Origin of the sequence: Pseudonocardia lacus (assembly GCF_018531445.1) — a bacterium.
Lineage (GTDB): Bacteria > Actinomycetota > Actinomycetes > Mycobacteriales > Pseudonocardiaceae > Pseudonocardia > Pseudonocardia lacus.
In genome coordinates, this window is the sequence record NZ_JAHDTH010000043.1 from 1 (window position 1) to 22,559 (window position 22,559).

The window sequence follows — 22,559 nt, forward strand, 5'->3', positions numbered from 1 at the left end:
CGGCGCCGAGCAGGCCCGCCACCACGGCCGCGCCGGCGACGCGCCGCCGGTTCCCGACGCGGCCGGGCCGGGCCAGCGCCAGCCAGCCGCCGACCGCGCTGATCAGCCCGACCACGGCGGCCACGGAGGGCACGGTCCGCCCGGTCCCGAGGGTGTAGCCGCCGGCGGCGGCCCAGTGGTGCACGGCGTCGGTCGCGGCGAGCAGCGAAGCGGACATGGCGGATCCCTCCGGTCGGACGGCGCCGGTGGCGTTCGCACCGGACCCGACCGATGCTCCTCACGGCGCCGGGGCGGCGCATCGAGCAGCGGATGCGTCTCGGTCCTGGCACCCACGGCGTACGGACCGCCACCGGCGGCACGCGCATGCGACCGGGGGAGTACGGCCGTGGGTGGATGCGCGCCCGGTGCCTGGCGCGCACCATGGGACCGTGCTCCGCGGCGAGGGCGACGGGACGGTCCACATGATGCGTGCGCGCCGCGGTCCGCTGCCACCGGTCCTGGTCGACGCGGGTCTGGGCGCCTGCGTGGCGGCGGCGGTGCTCGTCGTCGCCTTCGCCGGGCTCGACCCGCGTGCGCCGGCGATCCCGCGCTTCCCCGATGCCGCCGCGTTCGCCCTGGCCGCTGCGGTCATCGGGGGGCTCGCGGTGCGCCGCAGCCACCCGGTCGCGGCGCTCGCCCTGCTCAACGCCGTCACCCTCGGCTGGTTCGCCGCCGGCCTGCCCGGCCAGCTGGTCGTGCTGGCCCCGCTGGTCGGCTGCTACACGGTCGCCGCCCACCGGGGCTGGCGCTGGGGCCTCGCCGCCGCGGTGCCCACCGCGCTCGTCCAGGTCGTCGCGATCCGGGTGGTGCTCGGCGACGTCGAGACCGTCGGCGTGGTCCCCGACGCGGTGCTGCTCGTGGCCACCGCGACCAGCGCGGGCGCGGCCGTCGGCTACCACCGGGCGGTGCTCGCCGCCACCCGCGGCCGGCTCGAGCGCGAGGCCCGGGCCCGGGAGGAGCGCTCCCGCCTGCTCGTCGCGGAGGAGCGGCTGCGCATCGCCCGCGAGCTGCACGACGTCCTCGGCCACACGCTCGCCACCATCAGCGTGCAGGCCGGTGTCGGTCTGCACGTCGTCGACCAGCGCCCCGACCAGGCCCGCGACGCCCTTTCCGCGATCAAGGGGGTCTGCGACGACGGCCTGGTCGACGTCAAGACGATCCTGGGCATCCTGCGCACCGACGCCCCGGCCGAGGAGGAGCCGCTCGGACCGCGGGGCGGGCTCGCCCGGCTCCCCGACCTGCTCGACACGGCCGGGACGGCGGGCCTGCGGGTGGAGCTGAGCGTCGAGGGCGAGCCTCGCCCGCTGCCCGTGCCGGTCGACCTGGCCGCCTACCGGATCGTCCAGGAGGCGCTGACGAACGTGCTGCGCCACGCCGGGGCCAGCACCGTGCGCCTGGCGCTGGCGCACGAGCCGTCGCGGCTGCTCATCCGGATCCGCGACGACGGGCCCGCCGCGGCCAGGTCGACCGGCACGGCCACGGGCACCCGGAACGGGCACGGCATCGACGGGATGCGCGAGCGCGCCCGCGCCCTGTCCGGCCGGTTGACCGCGGCGCCGCACCCCGACGGCGGTTACGAGGTGCGCGCGGAGCTGCCCCTGCCCGACCCGCGATGATGCCGGGCGATGGACGAACCGATCCGCGTGCTCATCGCCGACGACGAGGCGCTCGTCCGCGGCGGCTTCCGGGTGCTCGTCGACTCCGAGCCCGACATGGTCGTGGTCGGTGAGGCGGCCGACGGCGCCACCGCGGTCGACCTGGCCCGCCGCACCCGCCCCGACGTCGTGCTCATGGACATCCGGATGCCCGGCGTCGACGGGCTGCGGGCCACCCGGGAGATCGTCGCCGATCCCGATCTGGGCCACGTCCACGTGCTCGTGCTGACCACCTTCGACCACGACGAGTACGTGATCGACGCGCTCGGCGCGGGCGCGGCCGGCTTCCTGGTCAAGAACACCGAGCCCCGCCAGTTGCTGCGCGGCATCCGCGTCGTCGTCGGCGGCGAGGCGCTGCTGTCGCCCGGACCGACCCGGCGGCTGATCGCCCGGCTGACCGACCGGCCCGCCCCGCGGCTGGGCCCCGGCGTCCTGGACCGGCTCACCGCCCGGGAGCGGGAGGTGCTCGCGCTCGTCGCGCACGGCCTGAGCAACACCGAGATCGCCGCCGCGCTGACCATCAGCAACGCCACCGCCAAGACCCACGTCAGCCGGGCGATGACCAAGCTCGGGGCCCGCGACCGCGCCCAGCTGGTCGCGCTGGCCTACCGGCACCGCCTCGTCGAACCACCCGAGCCGGCGCCCTGACCGATGAGGTCGGGGCGGCGTGCCGGTCCAACCCACCGACACCACCGACACACCGACCCGAAGGGACCGTCCCGATGGCGAAGCTCATCTCGACCCTGTTCATCTCGGCCGACGGCGTCGCCGAGATCGACCCCGACTGGCACTTCCCGTACTTCGACGAGAACATGGGCCGCGCCGTGACCGAGGACTACGCCACCTCGAACGTGCTGCTCATCGGCCGCGAGACCTACGACAGCTTCGCCGGCGCCTGGCCGGACCGCGAGGAGGCGGGCGAGGCCGACGCCGCGATGGCCAAGCAGCTCGGCGACCTGCGCAAGGTCGTCGTCTCGCGCCGGCCGCTCGAGTTCACCTGGCGCCACTCCGAGCAGCTCGACGGCGAGCTCGTCGAGGCCGTCACCGCGCTGAAGGCCGACCCGTCGGTCACCGGTGTGCTCATCCCCGGCTCGATCTCGGTGGTGCAGCAGCTGCTGGCCGCGGGCCTGGTCGACGAGCTGCGCCTGCTGGTGCACCCGGTCGCCGCCCGCAAGGGCCGGCGCCTCTTCGACGACGGCGACGCCCCCTACCACCTGGCGGTCACCGCCACCGAGGTGTTCCCGACCGGCGTGATCCGGGTGATCTACGTGCCCACCGAGGCACCGGGCAGGACCACCTACGACGACATCAAGGGCGAGGTCCCCGCCACGCACTAGCCCCGGCCCCGTCGAGAACGAACTTGTCGTGATCCACAGGGCCTGTTGATCACGACAACTTCGTTCTCGACGGGTGATCGACAGCTGCCCCGGCAGCGGCGACAATCCTGCCCGTGACCTCCTCGTTCCGGCGCCTGGTCGCCGTCGCGGCGCTGCTGGTGCCGCTGGCCGCGGCGGTCGGCTGCGCCCCCGCCGACACCGCGCCCGCCGACGCCCCCGCGGCCTGCGAGCCGGGCGCGCTGCCCACGCTCACCGCCGGGACACTGACGTTCGGCACCGACCAGCCCGTCTACCCGCCGTGGTACCTCGACGACGACCCGGCTTCCGGTCAGGGCTTCGAGAGCGCGGTCGCCTACGGGATCGCCGAGGAGCTCGGCTACGCCCGCGACAAGGTCGCCTGGGTGCGGGTGCCGTTCAACGCGGCGATCCAGCCGGGCCCGAAGACCTATGACGTCAACCTGACGGAATTCTCGATCACCGACGAGCGCAAGCAGGCCGTCGACTTCTCCTCCCCGTACTACGACGTCAAGCAGGCGGTGGTCGCCCTGGAGGGCTCGCCGGCGGCGAGCGCGACGTCCATCGCGCAGCTCAAGGAGCTGCGGATCGGGGCGCAGGTCGGCACGACGAGCCTGCAGGCGGTCTCCGACCAGATCGCCCCGACGGCCGGCCCGTCGGTGTTCAACACGAACGACGACGCCAAGCTCGCGCTGACCAACGGCCAGGTCGACGCGATCGTCGTCGACCTGCCGACGGCCTTCTACATCACCTCGGCCGAGCTGGACAACGGCGCGATCGTCGGGCAGTTGCCGCTGGGCAGCGGGACGCCCGAGCAGTTCGGCGCGGTGCTGGAGCTGGGCAGCCCGCTCACCGGGTGCGTGTCGGAGGCGGTCGACCGCCTGCGTGACTCGGGCGAGCTGGAGCAGCTGGAGACGCAGTGGCTGTCGTCGGCCGGGACGGCGCCCGAACTGAGGTGACGCACGCGGTGGCGCCCAGCCCGCTCGCGCTGGAGCGGGCCGCCTACCGGCGGTCCCGGGCGCGGCGGTCGACGCTCGTCGCGGTCGTGTCCACGCTCGTCTTCGCGGCGGCGCTGGTCCTGCTGGTGACGAACTCGCCGGGCTGGCCGCGGGTGCGCGCGACGTTCTTCGACCCGGCGACGGCGTGGGAGTCGCTGCCGGCGGTGCTGGCCGGGCTGTGGCTCAACGTCCGCGTCCTGGTCGCGGCGGAGATCGGCATCCTGGTGCTGGGTCTGCTGCTGGCCGTGCTGCGCACGCTGCGCGGTCCGGTGTTCTTCCCGGTCCGCGCGCTGGCCATCGGCTACGTCGACCTGTTCCGCGGCGTCCCGCTGATCATCGCGCTGTACCTGATCGGCTTCGGGGTGCCGGGGCTGCGGCTGCAGGGCGTGCCGACCGACGCCGCGGTGCTCGGCACGGTCACGCTGATCCTGGTGTACTCGGCGTACGTGTCGGAGGTCTTCCGCGCCGGCATCGAGTCGGTGCACCCGTCGCAGCGGATGGCGGCGCGGTCGCTGGGGCTCACGCACCGGCAGTCGATGCGGCTGGTGATCCTGCCGCAGGCGGTGCGCCGGGTGCTGCCGCCGCTGCTCAACGACTTCGTCGCGCTGCAGAAGGACGTCGGGCTGATCTCCGTGCTGGGCGCGGTCGACGCGGTGCGCGCCGCGCAGATCCAGCAGGCCAACTCGTTCAACTTCACCCCCTACGTCGTGGCGGCGCTGCTGTTCGTGCTGCTGGCGGTGCCGACGGGGCGGATCGCCGACGCGCTGTCCGCGCGCGCGGCCCGGCGGCAGGGGGCCGTGTGAGCGCGTCCGCGTTGCCCGACGGGGCCGCGTCGAAGGCACCCGGGCCGGGCGGTACGACCCCCGTCCTGGAGGTCCGCGACCTCGTCAAGCACTACGGGGGCACGACCGTCCTCGCCGGCATCGACCTCGTGGTGGCCGAGAACCAGGTCGTGACGCTGATCGGGGCGTCGGGGTCGGGCAAGTCGACGCTGCTGCGCTGCGTGGACCTGCTGGAGGAGGTCGACGACGGGCGGATCCTGCTCGACGGGGTCGACGTCTCCGACCCGCGCGCCGACGCGGCCGCCGCCCAGCGGCGGATGGCGATCGTGTTCCAGGGCTACAACCTGTTCCCGCACATGACGGCGGCGCAGAACGTCGCGCTCGCGCCACGGGTGGTGCACGGGGTGCCGGCGCGCGAGGCCGACGAGCGGGGCCGCGAGCTGCTGGAGCGCGTGGGGCTCGAGACGTTCGCCGGGTCCTACCCCGATCGCCTCTCCGGCGGGCAGCAGCAGCGGGTCGCCATCGCCAGGGCGCTGGCCGTGCGCCCCCGCCTGCTGCTGCTCGACGAGATCACTTCCGCGCTCGACCCGGAGCTGGTCGGCGAGGTGTTGAAGATCGTGGGCGAGCTGGCCGACGGCGGCATGACGATCCTGATGGCCACCCACGAGATGGGCTTCGCCAAGCAGGTCTCCGACACCGTGTGCTTCCTCGACGGCGGCCGCGTGCTGGAGTCCGGGCCACCCGAGCAGGTCCTCGGCGACCCGGTGCAGGAGCGCACCAGGCAGTTCGTGGCCCGGGTGGTGGCCGAACGGCTCAGCTGAGTCGGCCGTCAACGCCGCCTCAATTGCCCCTGAACGGCGGCGACGAGGGCGTCCGGGAGCGGGCACCATCGGGGCCGATGAGGTTTCGCGGGTTCGGCCGGGTGCGCCGGCGCCCCGTGCTGCCCGGGACGTCCTGGCGGCGGTGGGTCGTCGTCGCGGTGGGCCTGGGGGTGCTCGTCGCGGCGCTGGTCGGTGCCGTCGGCCCGGTCCGCCAGACCGTGGAGTTCCGGGGTGCGATCGACTGCGACCGGGAGAGCGCGGGCTGCCTCGACAGCGAGCCGGGCTCGGTCGTCGACCGGCGCACCTACACCACCACCTCGACGACGACCGACGCGAACGGCAGCACCAACACCACGACGACCACCCACTACGAGATCACCTGGCAGGCCGCGGACGGCGCCCGGCAGAGCCGCGACGTGTCGTCGAGCTTCTACGCCAAGGCGCCGGAGGGGGAGCCGGTCACGCTGCGGCTGTGGGAGGCGGAGGTCGTCGGGGTCGAGGTGATGGGCGGGGTGCAGTGGTTCCTGCCGGAGTCCGGCACGGCGCTGAGGTACTGGCTGTACCTGGCCCACCTCGGCCTCGGCATCCTGCTGTGGGGGCTGCTGTTCGGCTGGTGGGACGGGCTGTTCATGCTCGGCTTCCGGGCGTTCGCCTGGATGTTCCTGTGCTTCCTGCCGGTGGGCATGCTGACCGACGCGCTGGCCTACGGCCTGGACGGCGGGATCGGGCTCGTCGTGCAGCTCGGGTTCGCGGCGTTCTTCGTGGGGATCGCCGGGTTCATGCTGGTCGGCTCGCTCGACCGCTGGTAGGCGCGCCGGTCAGGGCCCGACCGCGGTGCGCGCGGTCGGGTCGAACCCCGGGGCCACCACGAGCGCGCCGCCCTCGCGCCGGCACGAGGCCACCGCGACGTGGCAGGGCCGCGCGACCGACGCGGGGAGCAGCAGGCCGCCGTCGAGCTGGTAGCGCATGTTGGTGATCTTCCAGGCGGTGGCGGCCGGGTCGTCGGGCGCCTCGGGCGGCCGGTCCTGGCGGACCACGACCATCGCCTCGGTGATGCCCGGCGGCCACTCGAAGGCCAGCGCGCCGGTAGCGGACGCGGTGAGGTGCTGGACGGCGGGGATCCCGCCCGGCGGCTCGGGGTCCGGGGCGGCCGACGGCTGGGCCGCGCGCGCAGGTGCGGGTCCCGGTTCGGAGCGCACCCGCTCGGAGCTGGCCGGTCCGAGCCGGGCCATGACCTCGTAGACCGGGACGTCGCTGTCGGGCGCGACGGCGCCGTCGACGATGGCGGTCGAGCGGGTGCGCCCGATGACCCGCGACCGGCCGTCCGGGGTCAGCCGGGTGATCTTGTACTCGACCTCCCCGGGGCCGCCCGCGGTCCAGGTGACGGTGATGGACGAGCCGTCGTCGGTGTCGCGCTCGGCGCGGACGTCGACGGGGGCGGCGACGGCGCCGCCGGAGGGGGCGGGCTCCCGCGCCGGCTCGGGCGTGTGCTCGGGCTCCTCGACCGGAACCGGGGCCGGCTCCGGCGTCGGCTGCGGGGTCGGCTCCGGGATCGGCTCCGGCGTCGGCACCGGCTCGCTCTGCTCGACCTTGCGGGTCGGCTCCTCCGGTTCCCTGGGCTCCGGCAACGGCAGCGTGCGGGGCAGGTGCCTGCGCTGCTCCCGCGCTCCCGAACCGGCGGTGGCGTCGGGCCGCGGCTCGGGCCGGGGCCGGGGTCGGGGCAGCACCTGCGCGCTCGACCGCAGCGCGTCGACGAAGGCCGCGCAGGTGGGGAACCGGGCGTCGGGTTGCTTGGCGGTGGCCCGCGCGATGACGGCGTCGGCCGCGGCGGGCAGGTCGGGGCGGTGCTGGCCGAGCCGCGGCGGGTCGGCCGCGAGGTGGGCGTAGATCACCGCCGCCGTCTCGGGCCGGGGGTAGGGCACCTGGCCGGTGAGGCACCGGAAGGCCAGGCAGGCCAGCCCGTACTGGTCGGAGCGCCCGTCGAGCCAGCGGCCCTCGATCTGCTCGGGGGAGGAGTACTGCAGGGTGCCGAAGACCTGCCCGGCCGAGGTGATGTCGCTGCCGGCGGCGGCCGCCTTGGCGATGCCGAAGTCGCACAGGTAGACCTGCTCGGCGCCCTGCGGGCGGCGCGCCCGCGCGATCAGCACGTTGCCCGGCTTGACGTCGCGGTGCACCAGCCCGGCCTCGTGGACGGCGTCGAGGGCGTCGGCGATGGGACCGAGCAGCGCGGACACCCGCTCGATGCCCATCCGGCCCTCCCGGCGCAGCACGGCGCCGAGGTCCTCGCCGTCGACGAACCGCATCGACAGGTACAGGATCCCGTGCGCGTGGCCGGCGTCGTAGATCGGGACGACGTTGGGGTGCTCCAGGCTGGCGGCGATCGCGGCCTCGCGCTGGAACCGGCGCCGGTACTCGTGGTCGGCGGCCAGCGACGGGGGCAGCACCTTGAGCGCGACCGTGCGCCGCAGCTGCAGGTGGGTGGCCCGGAAGACCACGCCCATCCCGCCCTCGCCGATGACCGCGTCGAGGCGGTGCCCGGCCAGCACGTGGCCGATCCAGCTCGCGGCGGTTGCGCTCTGCTGTTCCGGCACCGGCAATCCGGGGTACCCGCCCCCCGGCAGGCCCCCCGCCCCCCTCTCCCAACGATCCGTGGTCGCCCCGTCGACCCCAGCATGCCCAACGGCCGTCGACCGGCCGCACGCGGAGCCTACGGCTCCGCGGCGGTGACGATCAGGTCGCGGGGTCGCCGGGTTCGGCCGATCCGGCCCTGGCGAGCAGCCCGTCGACGAACGCCCGCAGCCCCAGCCGGTAGGTGTCCTGTGCGGCGAACTCGCCCCACCGGTCGCCGATGGCGACCATGTGCGGCTGGCGGGCCGGATCGAGCCTGCCCAGCGACGGGTCGGGCCCGCTGAACAGGGTCTCGCCCGGCTGGTCGCCGTCGGGCCGGCGGCGTCGGGAGTGGGCGCGCACGAGGATCTCGCCGACGGTGTAGTACCAGATGCTGCGGTAGACGTGGACCGCCTGCTGCGGCGTGCACCCGTGGTCGACGGCGCCGGCGACGATGGCCTCGACGATCCGCAGCGCCGACTCGCCGAGGCGGCTGAGGAAGCCGTCGGTGGTGAGCACCTCGACCGCCCACGGCCAGGCGGCGAGGGCGTCGTGCATCGCGGTGGACGCCGCGACGATGCGGTCGCGGGGGCTGCCGGACAGGTCGGGCGGCGGGAGCTGGTCGGCGAGGTCGTTGATCAGCTGGATCAGCAGGTCCTCGCGGTCGCGCACGTGGTGGTAGAGCGTCATCGTGCTGACGCCGGCCTCGGCGGCGAGCCGGCGCAGCGTCAGCTTCTCCCAGCCGTCCCGCTCCAGGATGCGCCGGGCCGCGGCCAGTATCTCCGCGCGCGAGGTGCGCGGCGGTCTGCCCGTGCGGCCGGACGGTGCGTCGGGGAGGGCCACGGCCCCATCGTGCTACCCCCGCGGGCCGGCCCGCGAGCCGGTGCCGGATACCGCTCGACACGCGGCGCCGTCCGGAGCTACTTTTCGTACATGTACAAAAAGTCCGCCGTCCGGCCCGGGACGACCCTCGCCGCGGTGGCCGTCGTGCAGTTCCTGGTGTCGCTGGACCTGTCCGTCGTCAACGTCGGGCTCCCGCGGATCGCCGACGGCCTCGGGTTCGGCCCGGTCGGCCTGACCTGGGTCGTCCACGCCTACGCGCTCACCTTCGGCGCGCTGCTCCTGCTCGGCGGCAAGCTCGCCGACCGCTACGGCCGCAAGCGGGTCCTGCTGCTCGGGCTCGGCCTGTTCGCCCTGGCCTCGCTGCTCGGCGGCTTCGCCACCGAGCCCGGCCACCTCGTCGCCGCCCGCGCCGCGCAGGGCGTCGGCGCCGCCGCACTGGCCCCGGCCGCGCTGGCCCTGCTGACCGCGACCTTCCCCTCCGGCCGGGCGCGGGTGCGGGCCTTCGGGATCTGGAGCGCGATGAACGCCGCGGGCGGCGCGCTCGGGGTCCTGGTCGGCGGCCTGCTCACCGAGTACGCCGGCTGGCGCTGGGTGATGTTCGTGAACGTGCCGATCGCCCTCGTCGCGGCCGCCCTGGCCTGGCGCGGCGTCGCCGCCGTCCCGCCCGCGGCACGCGCCGGCCGCCCGGACGTCCTGGGCGCCGTCCTGGCCACGGCGGGGACGGCGCTGCTGGTGTTCGGCATCGTCCGCACCGAGCAGTACCCGTGGACCTCGCAGACCACCGTGATGACCCTGGTGATCGCCGCGGCGCTGCTGGCCGCGTTCCTGCTGGTCGAGCGGTCGACCGCGGGCGAACCACTGCTGCGCCTGGGCCTGTTCGCCAACCGCTCCGTCGCCGGGGCCAACGCCTACAACCTGCTGGTCGGGGCGGCCATGGCCGCGGCGTTCTACTTCATGTCGCTCTACCTGCAGCGGGTGCTCGGCACCGGGGCCGCGCTGACCGGGCTGCAGTTCCTGCCGTTCGCCCTCGGCGTGGTGGTCGGCTCGGTGCTCGCGATCCGGCTCGGCTACCGGCTCCCGCCGCGGACGCTGATGGTCGCCGGGGCGCTGCTGACCGCGGCCGGGTTCGCCTGGTTCAGCCTGATCAGCCCGGACGGCGCGTTCCCGACCCACGTGCTGGGACCCTCGATCGTCGCGAGCGTCGGGTTCGGGCTGTGCCTGGGCCCGGTCGTGTCCACCGCCACCGCGGGCGTCGCGACCCACGAGACCGGCACGGCGTCGGGCCTGCTCAACAGCTCGCGCCAGATCGGCGCCTCGCTCGGGCTGGCCGCGCTCGGCACGGCGGCCCAGCACCGGACCGGGCCGGCCGCCACGCCCGCGGCCCTCACCGACGGCTACGCGCTCGGCCTCGGCCTCAGCGCCGCGCTGCTGGTGGCCGCCGCGCTGATCGCCTTCACGGTCCTGCCGGCGAAGGTCGCCACCGGGCAGCCGGAGCCCGTGCGCGAGGGTGTCCGATGACCGGGTTGCTGCGCCCGCACGCCGGGGGGTTCGCGCTGGTCGTGGTCCTGCAGGTCATCGGCGCCGTCGCGGGCCTGGCGCCGCTGCTGGCGGTCGTCGAGCTGGGCCGCGTCCTGCTCGCGCCCGGCCCGGTCGACCAGGCCCACGCCTGGGGCGCCGTGGTCGTCGGCGCTGTCGGCCTGGTCGTGCGGCTGCTGTTCACCGCCGCCTCCGCCGGCGTCGGCCACCTCCTGGACGACCGGGTGCAGCTGGCGCTGCGGCTGCGGCTGGCCGCGCACCTGGGGCGCGTGCCGATCGGCTGGATCGCCCGGCGGCGCAGCGGGGAGCTGGCGAAGCTGGTCGGACCGGACGTGAGCGCGGTGCACCCGGTCATCGCCCACACCCCGGGCGAGCTCGTCTCCGCGTTCGTGGTGCCGCTGGTGTCGCTGGCCTACCTGCTGGCCGTCGACTGGCGGCTCACCCTGGTCACGCTGGCCCCGGTGGTGCTGGCGGTGGCGCTGGTCCCGCTGATGATGACCCCGACCCGGCTGCGCGAGCAGGCGGACTTCGACGCCGCCCAGGGCCGCATCGCCGGCGCGGTCGTCGAGTTCGTGCGGGGCATCGCGGTGGTCAAGGCGTTCGGCGGCGCCGAGCGCGCCCAGCGCGGCTACCGCACGGCCGTCGACGACTTCGTCGGCACCTTCCTGCGCTGGGTGCGCGGCATGTCCGGGATCGCCGCGGGCATGCAGCTGGCGCTGTCGCCGCCGTTCGTGCTGCTCGTCGTGCTGACCGGCGCCACGGTGGCGGTCACCAGCGGGGCGACGGCCCCGGCCGACCTGCTGCCGTTCCTGCTGCTGGGGCTGGGGCTCACCGCGCCGGTCGCGGCGCTGGGCCACGGCTTCGACGACCTGCAGGCCGCCCGCCGGGCGATCGGCCGGATCCGCGACGTGCTCGACGTGGCGCCGCTCCCGGAGCCCGCCCGGCCGAAGGCACCGCACGGGCACCGCGTGGAGCTGCGCGACGTCCGGTTCGGCTACGGCACCGGGAACGGGGACGACCACGAGGTGCTGCACGGCGTCGACCTGGTCCTGGAGCCGGGCACGGTGACCGCGCTCGTCGGGCCGTCGGGCAGCGGGAAGTCCACGCTGGTCCAGCTGCTGGCCCGGGCCGCCGACCCGACCAGCGGCGCGGTCGTCGTCGGCGGCGTCGACCTGCGCGAGCTCGACGCCCGGGAGCGGCACCGCACGATCTCCTTCGTCTTCCAGGACGTCCGGCTGCTGCGGGCCCCGGTCGCGGACAACATCGCGCTGGCGGTCCCGCACGCCGACCTCGACGACGTGGTCCGCGCCGCCCGGCTGGCCGACGTCCACGACCGGATCCTGGAGCTGCCGCGCGGGTACGCGTCGGTGATCGGCGAGGACGCCGTGCTGTCCGGCGGCGAGGCGCAGCGCCTCTCGATCGCGCGGGCGCTGCTGGCCCGCACGCCGGTGCTGGTGCTCGACGAGGCGACCGCCTTCGCCGACCCGCGCACCGAGCTGGTGCTGCGCCGGGCGCTCACCGCGCGCGACGGCGACCGCACGGTCCTGGTCGTCGCGCACCGCCTGGAGACGATCGCCGACGCCGACACCGTCGTCGTCCTGCGGGACGGTGCGGTCGTCGAGCGCGGCCGACCCGCCGACCTGCTGGCCCGCGACGGCGCCTTCGCGGCCCTGTGGCGATCACACCGCTCGGCCTTCGCCGAGGCGACCGGAGAGGACGAACACCGATGATCCGCCTGCTGCTGCGCGTGCTGGGCGACGAGCACGCCCGCCCGGTGCGCCGCACCGTGGCCCTGATGGTGGCGACCGCGGTCGCCGAAGGGCTGTCCTACGCCCTGCTGGTGCCCGTGCTGCGGGCGCTGCTCGGCAGCGCCCCCGCCGAGGCGTGGCCGTGGCTGGGGGCGTTCGCGGTCGCGGTCGCGGCCTACGCCGTGCTGCGCTACCGCAGCGACCTGTCCGGCTTCCGCGTCGGGACCACGCTGCTGCGCGGCGTGTACCACCGCCTCGGCGACCACCTGGCCCGGCTGCCGCTGGGCTGGTACGGCGCCGGTCGCGTCGGGGAGGTCTCCGAGCTGGCCGGCCGCGGCGTCCTGCGGGCGATGAGCGTGATCGCGCACCTGCTGGCGCCGTGGATCGCCGCGGCCGTGACGCCGCTGACGATCGCGCTGGTGGTGCTCGCCCTCGACTGGCGGATGGGGCTGGCCGCGCTGCTCGCCGGGCCCCTGGTGGCGGCCGTCCAGTCCTGGACCGGGCGCGCGACCGCGGCCGTCGACGAGGAGCGCGCCCGGCGCGAGAACGAGGCCACCGGGCGGGTCGTCGAGTACGTCCACGCCCAACCCGTCCTGCGCGCGGGCGGGCGGACCGGCGAGCGCTTCGGGCTGCTCGACGACGCCCTGCGCGAGGTCGGGCGCGCCTCCCGCCGCTCGACGCTCTCGGCCCTGCCCGGGGTGGTGGGCCTGGCGGTCGTGGTGCAGGCGGTGTTCACCGCGCTGCTCGCGCTGGGCACCTACCTCGCGCTCGGCGGGCGCCTCGGGGCCGCGGACGTGCTGGTCGTGCTGGTGCTCGCCGCCCGCTGCGCCGACCCGCTGCTGTCGCTGGCCGACATCGGCGGCGCGCTGCGCGGGGCCCGTGCCGAACTCGTGCGCCTCGACGCGCTGCTGGGCACCGCCCCGCTCCCGCAAGCCCCCGACCCCGTCCGCCCCCGGCGCCACGACCTGGAACTCGACGCCGTCTCCTTCCGCCACGACGACCGCGCGGTGCTCGACGGCCTGTCGCTGACCGTGCCGCAGGGCCGGCGCGTCGCCCTCGTCGGACCGTCCGGGGCGGGCAAGACGACGGTGCTGCAGCTGATCGCCCGATTCCACGACGTGCACGCCGGGGCCGTGCGGATGGGCGGCGTGGACGTGCGCGCGGTCGACCCCGAGGAGCTGATGGCGCGGATCGCCATCGTCTTCCAGCACGTCCACCTGTTCACCGGCACCATCGAGGACAACGTGCGCCTCGCCCGCCCCGACGCCACCGCCGCCGAGGTCCGGTCGGCGGCCGTCGCGGCCCGGCTGGACGAGGTCGTCGAGCGGCTGCCCGCGGGCTGGGCGAGCGACGTCGGCGAGGGCGGCGCGCTGCTGTCGGGCGGCGAGCGCCAGCGCGTCTCGATCGCCCGTGCGCTGCTGAAGGACGCCCCCGTCGTCCTGCTGGACGAGGTGACCTCCGCGCTCGACCCGGTCAACGAGGCCGCCGTGCACGAGGGCGTCGAGCGGCTGATGGCGGGCCGGACGGTGGTGATGGTGGCCCACCGGCTGCGCACCGTCCGCCGGGCCGACCGGGTGGTGTTCCTCGACGGCGGGCGGGTGGTCGAGGAGGGCACCCACGACGAGCTGGTGGGGCGGGGCGGACGCTACGCCGGGTACTGGGACCTCTCCACCGCTCCGCCGCCCGACCGGCCGCTCAGTCCCGGTGCTGCACGACGTTGACGACGGTGCCGTCGGGCGCCCGGACGAGGAACCGGCGCACACCCCACTCCTCGGTCGTCAGCGGGTGCACGATCTCGAAGCCGCGCTCGCGCGCCTCCGCGTAGGCGGCGTCGACGTCGTCCGCGTGCACCGAGATGGCGGCATCCTCCGCCGCTGTGGCATCGCGGGTGAGGAGCTGGACGTGCGCCCCCGTGTCGGTGTCGGTGTAGCGGGCCACCCAGCCCATGTTGAACTCCTCGGTGCTCAACCCGAGGTAGTCGGCGTAGAAGCCCTTCGCCGCGTCGATGTCGGCCACCCGCAGGTTGGCCGAGATGCGGTTCGCACGCACGTGTGTCCTCCCGTTCCCCGCCGGAAAGCCGGCAGTGACGACCATGACGGGCATGGTCGTCGCTGCGGGGTCGGGCGGCTTGAACCTTTGGGAACCGGTCGGCTCCCGCCGGGTCAGGACAGCACGCGGATCTGGAAGGGGTAGTCGTAGGGCTCACCGTTGGCCGCGCGGACGGCACCCTTGATGTGGCACCACGCGGACACCACGAACAGCACGATCATCAGCGGGATGCCGACGACCGCGCCGATCACCGTGAAGATCAGCACCCAGCTCAGCACGTACAGCAGCCAGAACGACAGGTTGAAGTTGAACGCCCCGGCCGCGGCGCGGCGGGTGTACGGGTCGTCCTTGTTCGCCAGCCACACGAGCAGGGGTCCGAGCACGCTGAGCCAGCCGGCGCTCAGCAGCGCCGCGATCGGCGCCGACAGGTGCGCCAGGATCGCCGCGAGGCGGTTCGAGGACGTCGGGGTCGGGGTCGTGTACGGGTCGTGCGGGTAGGGGGACGACATCGGAGTTCCTCTCTCTTCTCACCCGCTACAACGACCGGCGCCGGCCGGTTGTGCCCGATCCGCGCAGGTCCAGGGGTCACTACCGGGGGAAATGGGGGATGACCCCGAGGTCGGCTCGCCTCGTGGCGCTGCGCCCCACCTCGGCGGACGAGCGCGGCTTCCGTCCGATCTGGCTGGACGAGAGCCACTTTCGTCCGGGCCGGGGGCCTCGCAGCCCTATGGGGTGGTGTCGCGCTCTGGGTGGGTGTCGCCGCGGGCCGGCGGGCTGCGGGGACTCGGCCGACTCTGCGAGGACGCCCCCCTTTCTGCGGAGCGCCTTTGAGGTGGTGATCCCGCTCGGGCGCGCGGAGTGGGGCAAGCGCGTAGATCCTGCTGGCCGGGAGGTTGTGGATCGGGTGTGCTGGTGACCGTGGACACACCGCGTGACGGGGTCCTAGTGTCCGCCGTGGCCGGATCGCAGTGACGCGGTCCGGGGGACGGGAGTGCCATGAGCGTGATGGGAACGCGCGTCGTCCGGGTCGAGGACCCCCGACTGCTCAGCACGGGCGGCGTCTACACCGAGGACCTCCGAGATCCGCGGCTGACCGGGGCGCTGCACCTCGGGTTCGTCCGGTCGCCGCTGGCGCACGCCAGGGTCGTGTCGGTCGACGCGGCCGAGGCGCTGGCCGCGCCGGGGGTCGTGGCCGTGCTCACCGCGGCCGACCTGGGGCTGCCGGCGGCGCCGCCGATGATGCCGAACTTCAACCCGGCGATGACGCTGCCGGCGCTGGCCGGCGACGTGGTCCGCTACGCGGGCGAGCCGGTGGTCGCCGTGCTCTGCGAGGACGCCTACCAGGTCGAGGACGCGGTCGGGCTCGTCGACGTGGAGTACGAGCCGCTGCCGTTCGTGGTCGACATGCGGGCGGCCGCGCGCGACGAGGTGCTGCTGTTCCCCGAGGCCGGCACGAACACGGTGTGCACGTTCGGGGCGGAGGAGCTCGACGAGGGCCTGTTCGAGGGCTGCGAGGTCGTGGTCACCCGGGAGATCGAGAACCAGCGGGTCGCCGTGGCGTCGATGGAGGGTCGCGCGGGCGCGGCCGTGCCCGACGACGACGGCCGGCTCACGCTGTGGCTGTCGACGCAGGCGGCGGCGATGTCGCAGGGCGCGGTCGCGGGCTGGTTGGGGCTGGGGCCGGAGCAGGTGCGCGTGATCACCCCGGACGTCGGGGGCGGGTTCGGGGCCAAGATCGGCGCCGATCCCGAGCACGTCGTGCTCGCCGCCGCGGCGCGCCACGTCGGTCGCCCGGTGCGCTGGACGGAGACCCGCTCGGAGAACCTGGTCGCGATGTGCCAGGGCCGCGCCCAGGTCAACACGGTCACCATCGGCGGCACCCGGGACGGCAAGGTGCTGGCCTACCGCCTCGACGTCCTGCAGGACGCCGGCGCCTACCCGCGCTTCGGCGCGTTCCTGCCCGCGCTGACCACGATGATGGCCGCCGCCGTCTACACCTTCCCGAAGATCGAGACGCGGGCCCGCAGCGTGGTCACCAACACCACCACGATCGGCGCCTACCGCGGCGCCGGGCGCCCGGAGGCCACCCACGCCATCGAGCGCGGCCTCGACCTCTTCGCCGCCGAGATCGGCATGGACCCGGCCGAGGTGCGCAGGCGCAACCTCATCCCCAGGTTCACCGAGCCGCACGCCACCTCGACCGGCGGCTTCTACGACACCGGCGACTACCCGGAGGCGCTCGACCGCGCCCTGTGGGCCTCGGGCTACGACGACCTGCGGGCCGAGCAGGCGCGCCGGCGCGAGCGCGGCGACGAGGTCCAGATGGGCATCGGGCTGTGCGTCTACGTCGAGATCACCGGGGCGCCGCTGGGCCCGGAGGCCTCCGAGGTCGCCGAGATCCAGGTGCACGCCGACGGCACCGCCACCGTGCTGACCGGCACGTCGCCGCACGGGCAGGGGCACGCCACGGCGTGGGCGATGCTCGCCCACGAGGAGACCGGCATCCCCATCGAGAAGATCACCGTCGAGCACGGCGACACCGACCGGATCCCCGACGGCACCGGCACGTTCGGCTCGCGGAGCCTGCAGCAGGGCGGGGTCGCGGTGCAGCAGGCGAGCATCGAGCTGGTGGAGCTCGCCCGGCAGCGGGCGGCGCAGCTGCTGGAGGCCGACCCGAGCGACATCGTCCTGGACAAGGACCGGGCCGCACTGCAGGTCAAGGGCTCGCCGACGAGCGCCGTCACGTTCGCGCAGCTGGCGGAGAAGGAGCCGCTCGGGGTCAAGACCAAGTTCGTCGCCCCCGGGCCGACGTTCCCGTTCGGGGCGCACGTGGCCGTTGTCGACGTCGACACCCGCACCGGCAAGGCCCGGCTGCGGCGGCTGATCGCCGTCGACGACGCCGGCACCGTGCTCAACCCGCTGCTCTGCGAGGGCCAGCGGCACGGCGGCTTCGCCCAGGGCGCGGCGCAGGCGCTGATGGAGGAGGTCCGCTGGGACGCCGACGGCAACCCGGAGACCTCGACGTTCGCCAGCTACCCGTTCCTGTCGGCGACCGAGGTGCCCAGCTTCGAGCTGGTCGAGATGGCCACCCCCACCACCTACAACTCACTCGGCGCCAAGGGCATCGGGGAGGCCGGGACCATCGGCTCCACCCCGGCCGTGCACAACGCCGTCGTCGACGCGGTCGCGCACCTCGGCGTCCGCCACATCGACATGCCCACCACGCCGCAGCGGGTGTGGACCGCGATCCAGGAGGCCGCGCGATGAAGATCGGGACCACCGTCAACGGCGCCGCCCGGCAGGACGAGATCGAGGACCGGCTGCTGCTCGTGCACTACCTGCGCGACCGGTGCGGGTTGACCGCCACCAACGTCGGATGCGACACCACCTCATGCGGGGCGTGCACGGTGCTGCTCGACGGCGAGTCGGTGAAGTCCTGCACGGTGCTCGCCGCGCAGGTCGACGGCCGGGAGGTGACGACCGTCGAGGGCCTCAGCGCCGACGGCGCCGACCCGCACCCGGTGCAGGCCGCGTTCCGCCAGGAGCACGGCCTGCAGTGCGGCTTCTGCACCCCGGGCATGGTGATGGCCTCGGTCAGCCTGCTGCGCGACAACCCGAAGCCGACCGAGCAGGAGGTCCGCGAGGGGCTGGAGGGCAACTTCTGCCGCTGCACCGGCTACCACAACATCGTGCGGGCCGTGCTCGCCGCCGCGGACGGGGTGTCGTCGTGATCCCCGCCCCGTTCCGCTACCTGCGCGCCGACTCCGCCGCCCACGCCGTCGACCTGCTCGGCGAGCACGGCGACGAGGCAAAGCTGCTCGCCGGTGGCCAGTCGCTGCTGCCGGTGCTCAAGCTGCGCCTGGCCGACCCCGCGGTGCTGATCGACATCAGCCGGGTGCCCGACCTGTCCTACATCCGGGTCGACGGCGACGAGGTCGCCATCGGGGCCGCCACCCGCCACCGCGACGTCGTGGAGTCCGAGGAGCTGCGCCGCGAGGTGCCGCTGCTCCCGCACGTCGCCGGTTACGTCGGCGACCGCCAGATCCGCCACCGGGGCACGCTCGGCGGCTCGCTGGTGCACGCCGACCCGGCCGCCGACCTGCCCTGCGCGGTGCTCGCGCTCGGCGCGACGTTCGTGGTCGAAGGGCCGTCCGGGCAGCGGCGCGTCGACGCGGGCGAGTTCTTCCAGGGCTACTTCCAGACCGCAGTCGGCGCCGACGAGATCCTCGTCGAGGTGCGGGTGCCGCGGACCGGCGGCGCCGGCTGGGCCTACGAGAAGTTCGTCCGCCGCTCCAACGACTGGGCGATCGTCGCGGTCGCCGCCGTCGACGGGCGGGTCGCGCTGGCCAACATGGGCGAGACCCCGCTGCGGGCCACCGCCACCGAGCGGGCCCTGGCCGGCGGCGCGTCGCCGGCGGAGGCGGCGGCGTCGGCAGCCGAGGGGACGTCCCCGATCGAGGACATGCACGCCGACCGCGCCTACCGCGCGCACCTGGCGAGGGTCCTGACCGAACGGGCGCTCGTCACGGCCGCAGGCTGACCCCAGCCGTCGAGAACGAAGTTGTTGTGAAATTGGACCGGTCCAACGCGCAGCAACTTCGTTCTCGACGGGCCATGGCCCAGCATGGTCAGGTGTCGGAGGGATCGAACGTCCGCGAGTCGCTCGCCGCGGAACGCGCGGCGACCGTCGAGGGCATCGCCGGTCTGCAGCGCCAGCTGGGGTGGCTGGCCGAGGACCAGGCCCTCGCCTCGCACGACGACGAGCACGACCCCGACGGCGTGACGGTCTCCGTCCAGCGCGCGCAGCTGCAGGGCCTGCTGGCCGGCGCCCGCCGCGACCTCGCGGCGCTGGACCGGGCGCTGGAGCGCCTCGCCGCCGGCACCTACGGGCGGTGCCTGAGCTGCGGCGCCGCCATCGGCGCGGCGCGACTGGAGGCCCTGCCCGCCGCCGAGACCTGCATCGCGTGCGCGGGGTCCCCTCGGCGGACGGTGCGCCGACCTCGGTCGTAGTCGACCCGTCGCGGATGTCCTTGCCGGCGTGCATGGCCTCGTACGGCCGTGGGGGGCTCGTGGCGAAGCGGAACATTGTTCCGTATAGTTCCGGAGTGACGTTCCGGTTTGGTCCACGCTACCCAGAGCACGGCCGCCGGGACCAGTCGACCACTCCAGGAGGAGCAGGATGCAGTACCGCACCCTCGGCCGGACCGGCATCAAGGTCAGCCCCTACGCGCTGGGCGCCATGATGTTCGGTGCCATCGGCAACCCCGACCACGACGACTCGATCCGCATCATCCACAAGGCCCTCGACGCCGGGATCAACGTCGTCGACACCGCCGACATGTACTCCCACGGCGAGTCCGAGGAGATCGTCGGCAAGGCGCTCGAAGGGCGCCGCGACGACGTCGTCCTGGCGACCAAGCTGTTCCACCCGATGGGCGACGACCCGAACCGGCGGGGCGCCTCCCGGCGCTGGATCAGCACCGCCGTCGAGGACTCGCTGCGCAGGCTCCGGACCGACCGCATCGACCTCTACCAGGTCCACCGCCCCGACCCCGACACCGACGTCGAGGAGACGCTCTCCGCGCTCACCGACCTCGTCCGCGCGGGCAAGGTCCGGGCGATCGGGACGTCCACGATGCCCGCCTCCGACATCGTCGAGGCCCAGTGGGTCGCCGAACGGCGCGGCCTGGAGCGCTTCCGCACCGAGCAGCCGACCTACTCGATCCTCAACCGCGCCATCGAGGCCGAGGTGCTGCCCGTCGCCCAGCGCTACGGCATGGGCACGCTGGTGTACAGCCCGCTCGCGGGGGGCCTGCTCACCGGGCGCGCCCGCAAGGGCCAGCAGACCGACCTCCGCCGCGCCGCCCGCTTCCGCCACATGAACGACGAGCGCCGCCTCGACGCCGTCGGGCGGATCGCCCCGCTGGCCGAGGAGGCCGGACTGCCGATGACGCACCTGGCGATGGCGTTCGCGATCGCCCACCCCGGCGTGAGCAGCGCGCTCATCGGCCCGCGCACCATGGAGCAGCTCGACGACCTGCTCGCCGGCGTCGACGTCGTGCTCGACGACGACCTCCTCGACCGGATCGACGAGATCGTCCCACCCGGCACCGACATCGGCACGCTCGACATGGCCTACCGGCCGCCCGCCCTGCTGCGCCCGATCCTGCGCCGCCGGCCCGTCGACGAGCGGGCCGCCGCCTGAGGACATTCGTCCAAGACCGGCGGCGGGTCGTCCGGGCACCCTCTCCGGCATGAGGGAGTCCCATGTCGAGCACGGGGTGCACGTGGTCCAGGACGGCCCGCCGCAGGCGCCACCGCTGCTGCTGATCCACGGATCGGGGGCCGCGCACGCGTCCTGGGGCCCGGTCGTCCCGGCGCTCGCCGCCGACCACCACGTCGTCCGCGTCGACCTCCCGGGCTGCGGCCAGTCGCCGCCCCCACCGTCGTACGCGGTGCCGGCGCAGGCCGAGCGGGTGGCGGCGGTGCTCGACGGCCTCGGCCTGCGGGCCGTCACGGTCGTCGGGCACTCCAGTGGCGGCTACGTCGCCACCGCCCTCGCCGAACGCCGCCCCGACCTGGTCGGATCGATCGCGCTGGTCAGCTGCGGCCCCGCCCTCGACGCGCTCCTGCCGCAGCCGCTGATCCTGCGGGCCCTGCTGGCCCCGCCGCTGGGACCGCTGCTGTGGGCGCTGCGGTCCGACGCGGTGATCCGCCGGGGGATCATCGCGACCTGCGCCGCGCCGGTGCCGATCCCGGACGACGCCGTCGCCGAGCTCCGCGGGATCACCTTCCGCTCGCTGCGCTCGGTGCTGCGGAACAACAACGCCTACCTGGCCGAACGCGGTGTGCCCGAGCGCCTGGCCGGTCTCGGGCGGCCGGTGTTGGCGATCTTCGGGGCGGCCGACCCGCGCTGGGAGCCGACGTCGGCGCGCCGGTACGAGCGGGTGCCGGGGGCGCGCGTCGAGATGCTGCCCGGCGTCGGGCACGTGCCGATGTTCGAGGCGCCCGAGCGGACCGGGGAGCTGCTGGTCCGGTTCGCGGCCGCGGCCCGCACCTAGACTCGGCACGTGCTCGCGACCGGGGCACCACCCGACTGGGCGGCGGTGGACATCGCCGTCCCGCGCCCGCCCGCCCGGCTGCCGGGCGTCCGGATGGCCGGGTTCCACCACCGCGCCCCCGCACCCATCGACATCGCGATGGTCGCGCACCCGGCGGTCACCCTGCTGATCGACCTGAGCGGAGGGGCCCTCGGCCACACCGGTGGCGGCCGCCACGAGGCCGGCAGCGTCGTCGTCGGGCTCGCCCCCGACGGGCTGCGCACGACCGGCCGCGGCGCCGGCGAGTGCCTGCAGATCCGGCTGGGTCCGGTCGCGGCGGCCGCGGTCCTCGGCGCGTCGAGCGAGCTCACCGGGACGGTCGCGCCCCTGCGCGACGTCTGGGGTCGCGACGCCGAGCGGGTCGAGGACGTCCTGCGCGCCGCCACCACCTGGGACGAGCGGTTCTCCCTCGCCACACGGATCCTCGGCCGGCGGCTGGAGGCCCACCGGCGGGTCGACCCGGAGGTCGCCCACACCTGGCGGCGCACGCTGGCCGACCGCGGGAGGGTGCGCGTCGACGGCCTGGCCGACGAGGTCGGCTGGAGCCGCCAGCGGCTGTGGTCGCGGTTCCGCGCCCAACTCGGCGTCACCCCCAAGCGCGCCGCCCGGCTGGTGCGCTTCGACCGCGCCGCCCACCTGCTCGCCGCCGGCCGCCCGGCCGCGGACGTCGCCGCCGAGAGCGGCTACGTCGACCAGCCCCACCTGCACCGCGAGGTCCGGGAGTTCACCGGGCTCACCCCGGCGGCCGTGGCCGCGGCGCCGTGGCTGGCGATCGACGACGTGGCGTGGCCCGTGCTGCCGCCCCGGGCGACCCGGGGCTGAACGGCGACCGCACGTCGTGGAGAACCTCGGCGGCCGCACCAGGAACCGGGGGAGTGCTCGCTGCGCTGGACGTGGCGCCGGCCCGACCCGGCCGGCGCCACGCACGGACCCGGGCCAGGACAGGGGCAGCCGCCGCCCGATCGCGGACGGCGCCCCCGACCGCCGCGGTGCCCCTGCCGCGTCCCAACCTAGTCGGCGCGGGCGGGG

General features: G+C 75.1%; 22 protein-coding genes. 17 read left to right on the forward strand and 5 right to left on the reverse strand.

The window, feature by feature from the left end; genetic code table 11:
* The coding region (locus KIK08_RS12010; RefSeq protein WP_250556839.1) for a DUF6223 family protein at positions 1–217 on the reverse strand (217 nt) is incomplete at its 3' end.
* A 211-nt stretch (positions 218–428) separates the two neighbouring features.
* On the opposite strand from KIK08_RS12010, the gene KIK08_RS12015 reads away from it, so the two are divergent.
* From KIK08_RS12015 to KIK08_RS12045, 7 genes are all read left to right on the forward strand, one after another.
* Positions 429–1,655 (forward strand): sensor histidine kinase, encoded by a 1,227-nt coding sequence (locus tag KIK08_RS12015; protein WP_214403158.1) that lies wholly within the window; start codon positions 429–431, stop codon positions 1,653–1,655.
* 9 nt (positions 1,656–1,664) lie between these two features.
* Positions 1,665–2,342, forward strand: a complete 678-nt coding sequence (locus KIK08_RS12020) for a response regulator (RefSeq protein ID WP_214403159.1) — start codon at positions 1,665–1,667, stop codon at positions 2,340–2,342.
* Between the two features lie 74 nt (positions 2,343–2,416).
* Complete coding sequence (locus tag KIK08_RS12025; RefSeq protein WP_214403160.1) at positions 2,417–3,031, forward strand: dihydrofolate reductase family protein; 615 nt, start codon at positions 2,417–2,419, stop codon at positions 3,029–3,031.
* 113 nt (positions 3,032–3,144) lie between these two features.
* Positions 3,145–4,005, forward strand: coding sequence for an ABC transporter substrate-binding protein (locus KIK08_RS12030; RefSeq protein ID WP_308257595.1), 861 nt, complete (start codon positions 3,145–3,147; stop codon positions 4,003–4,005).
* 8 nt (positions 4,006–4,013) lie between these two features.
* A complete protein-coding gene (locus KIK08_RS12035) occupies positions 4,014–4,847 on the forward strand; it encodes an amino acid ABC transporter permease (RefSeq protein ID WP_214403161.1) in 834 nt (277 codons plus the stop codon).
* Positions 4,844–5,647, forward strand: coding sequence for an amino acid ABC transporter ATP-binding protein (locus tag KIK08_RS12040; RefSeq protein WP_408004665.1), 804 nt, complete (start codon positions 4,844–4,846; stop codon positions 5,645–5,647). Before KIK08_RS12035 ends, KIK08_RS12040 begins: the two co-directional genes overlap by 4 nt.
* A gap of 77 nt (positions 5,648–5,724) precedes the next feature.
* Positions 5,725–6,456: a hypothetical protein gene (locus KIK08_RS12045; RefSeq protein WP_214403162.1), complete on the forward strand. Its 732-nt coding sequence runs from the start codon at positions 5,725–5,727 to the stop codon at positions 6,454–6,456.
* Positions 6,457–6,465: 9 nt separating this feature from the next.
* Here KIK08_RS12045 and KIK08_RS12050 read toward each other — a convergent pair whose 3' ends face one another.
* Both KIK08_RS12050 and KIK08_RS12055 read right to left on the reverse strand, forming a co-directional pair.
* Positions 6,466–8,238, reverse strand: coding sequence for a serine/threonine-protein kinase (locus KIK08_RS12050; RefSeq protein WP_214403163.1), 1,773 nt, complete (start codon positions 8,236–8,238; stop codon positions 6,466–6,468).
* Positions 8,239–8,377: 139 nt separating this feature from the next.
* Positions 8,378–9,097 carry a TetR/AcrR family transcriptional regulator gene (locus KIK08_RS12055; protein WP_214403164.1) on the reverse strand — a complete coding sequence of 240 codons (720 nt, stop codon included), beginning with the start codon at positions 9,095–9,097 and terminating at the stop codon, positions 8,378–8,380.
* 90 nt (positions 9,098–9,187) lie between these two features.
* Here KIK08_RS12055 and KIK08_RS12060 point away from each other — a divergent pair, with 90 nt between their 5' ends.
* Genes KIK08_RS12060 through KIK08_RS12070 form a run of 3 tightly spaced genes read left to right on the forward strand, consistent with a single transcriptional unit; the run spans position 9,188 to position 14,102 of the window.
* Positions 9,188–10,615, forward strand: a complete 1,428-nt coding sequence (locus tag KIK08_RS12060; RefSeq protein WP_214403165.1) for an MFS transporter — start codon at positions 9,188–9,190, stop codon at positions 10,613–10,615.
* The gene (locus KIK08_RS12065; protein WP_214403166.1) at positions 10,612–12,363 is read left to right on the forward strand and encodes an ABC transporter ATP-binding protein; all 1,752 of its coding nucleotides are present in this window, start codon (positions 10,612–10,614) and stop codon (positions 12,361–12,363) included. The genes KIK08_RS12060 and KIK08_RS12065 overlap by 4 nt, the downstream gene beginning before the upstream one ends.
* Positions 12,360–14,102, forward strand: a complete 1,743-nt coding sequence (locus KIK08_RS12070) for an ABC transporter ATP-binding protein (protein WP_214403167.1) — start codon at positions 12,360–12,362, stop codon at positions 14,100–14,102. Before KIK08_RS12065 ends, KIK08_RS12070 begins: the two co-directional genes overlap by 4 nt.
* Here the strand turns inward: KIK08_RS12070 and KIK08_RS12075 are convergent.
* Both KIK08_RS12075 and KIK08_RS12080 read right to left on the reverse strand, forming a co-directional pair.
* The gene (locus KIK08_RS12075; protein WP_308257596.1) at positions 14,077–14,430 is read right to left on the reverse strand and encodes a VOC family protein; all 354 of its coding nucleotides are present in this window, start codon (positions 14,428–14,430) and stop codon (positions 14,077–14,079) included. The genes KIK08_RS12070 and KIK08_RS12075 overlap by 26 nt on opposite strands.
* Before the next feature lie 113 nt (positions 14,431–14,543).
* Positions 14,544–14,939 carry a DUF4870 domain-containing protein gene (locus tag KIK08_RS12080; protein ID WP_214403169.1) on the reverse strand — a complete coding sequence of 132 codons (396 nt, stop codon included), beginning with the start codon at positions 14,937–14,939 and terminating at the stop codon, positions 14,544–14,546.
* A gap of 487 nt (positions 14,940–15,426) precedes the next feature.
* Between KIK08_RS12080 and KIK08_RS12085 the strand changes: the two genes are divergently transcribed.
* From KIK08_RS12085 to KIK08_RS12115, 7 genes are all read left to right on the forward strand, one after another.
* Positions 15,427–17,697, forward strand: a complete 2,271-nt coding sequence (locus KIK08_RS12085; RefSeq protein WP_214403170.1) for a xanthine dehydrogenase family protein molybdopterin-binding subunit — start codon at positions 15,427–15,429, stop codon at positions 17,695–17,697.
* On the forward strand, positions 17,694–18,161 hold the full coding sequence (locus KIK08_RS12090; protein WP_214403171.1) for a (2Fe-2S)-binding protein: 468 nt from the start codon (positions 17,694–17,696) through the stop codon (positions 18,159–18,161). The genes KIK08_RS12085 and KIK08_RS12090 overlap by 4 nt, the downstream gene beginning before the upstream one ends.
* Positions 18,158–18,970 (forward strand): FAD binding domain-containing protein, encoded by an 813-nt coding sequence (locus KIK08_RS12095; RefSeq protein WP_214403172.1) that lies wholly within the window; start codon positions 18,158–18,160, stop codon positions 18,968–18,970. The genes KIK08_RS12090 and KIK08_RS12095 overlap by 4 nt, the downstream gene beginning before the upstream one ends.
* A gap of 92 nt (positions 18,971–19,062) precedes the next feature.
* Positions 19,063–19,440 carry a TraR/DksA family transcriptional regulator gene (locus KIK08_RS12100; protein ID WP_308257597.1) on the forward strand — a complete coding sequence of 126 codons (378 nt, stop codon included), beginning with the start codon at positions 19,063–19,065 and terminating at the stop codon, positions 19,438–19,440.
* Between the two features lie 169 nt (positions 19,441–19,609).
* Entirely contained in the window at positions 19,610–20,635 is a 1,026-nt protein-coding gene (locus tag KIK08_RS12105) for an aldo/keto reductase (protein ID WP_214403174.1), read from the forward strand.
* A gap of 49 nt (positions 20,636–20,684) precedes the next feature.
* The gene (locus KIK08_RS12110) at positions 20,685–21,491 is read left to right on the forward strand and encodes an alpha/beta fold hydrolase (RefSeq protein WP_214403175.1); all 807 of its coding nucleotides are present in this window, start codon (positions 20,685–20,687) and stop codon (positions 21,489–21,491) included.
* A gap of 9 nt (positions 21,492–21,500) precedes the next feature.
* A complete protein-coding gene (locus KIK08_RS12115; protein WP_308257598.1) occupies positions 21,501–22,352 on the forward strand; it encodes a helix-turn-helix domain-containing protein in 852 nt (283 codons plus the stop codon).
* The last annotated feature ends 207 nt before the right edge of the window (positions 22,353–22,559 follow it).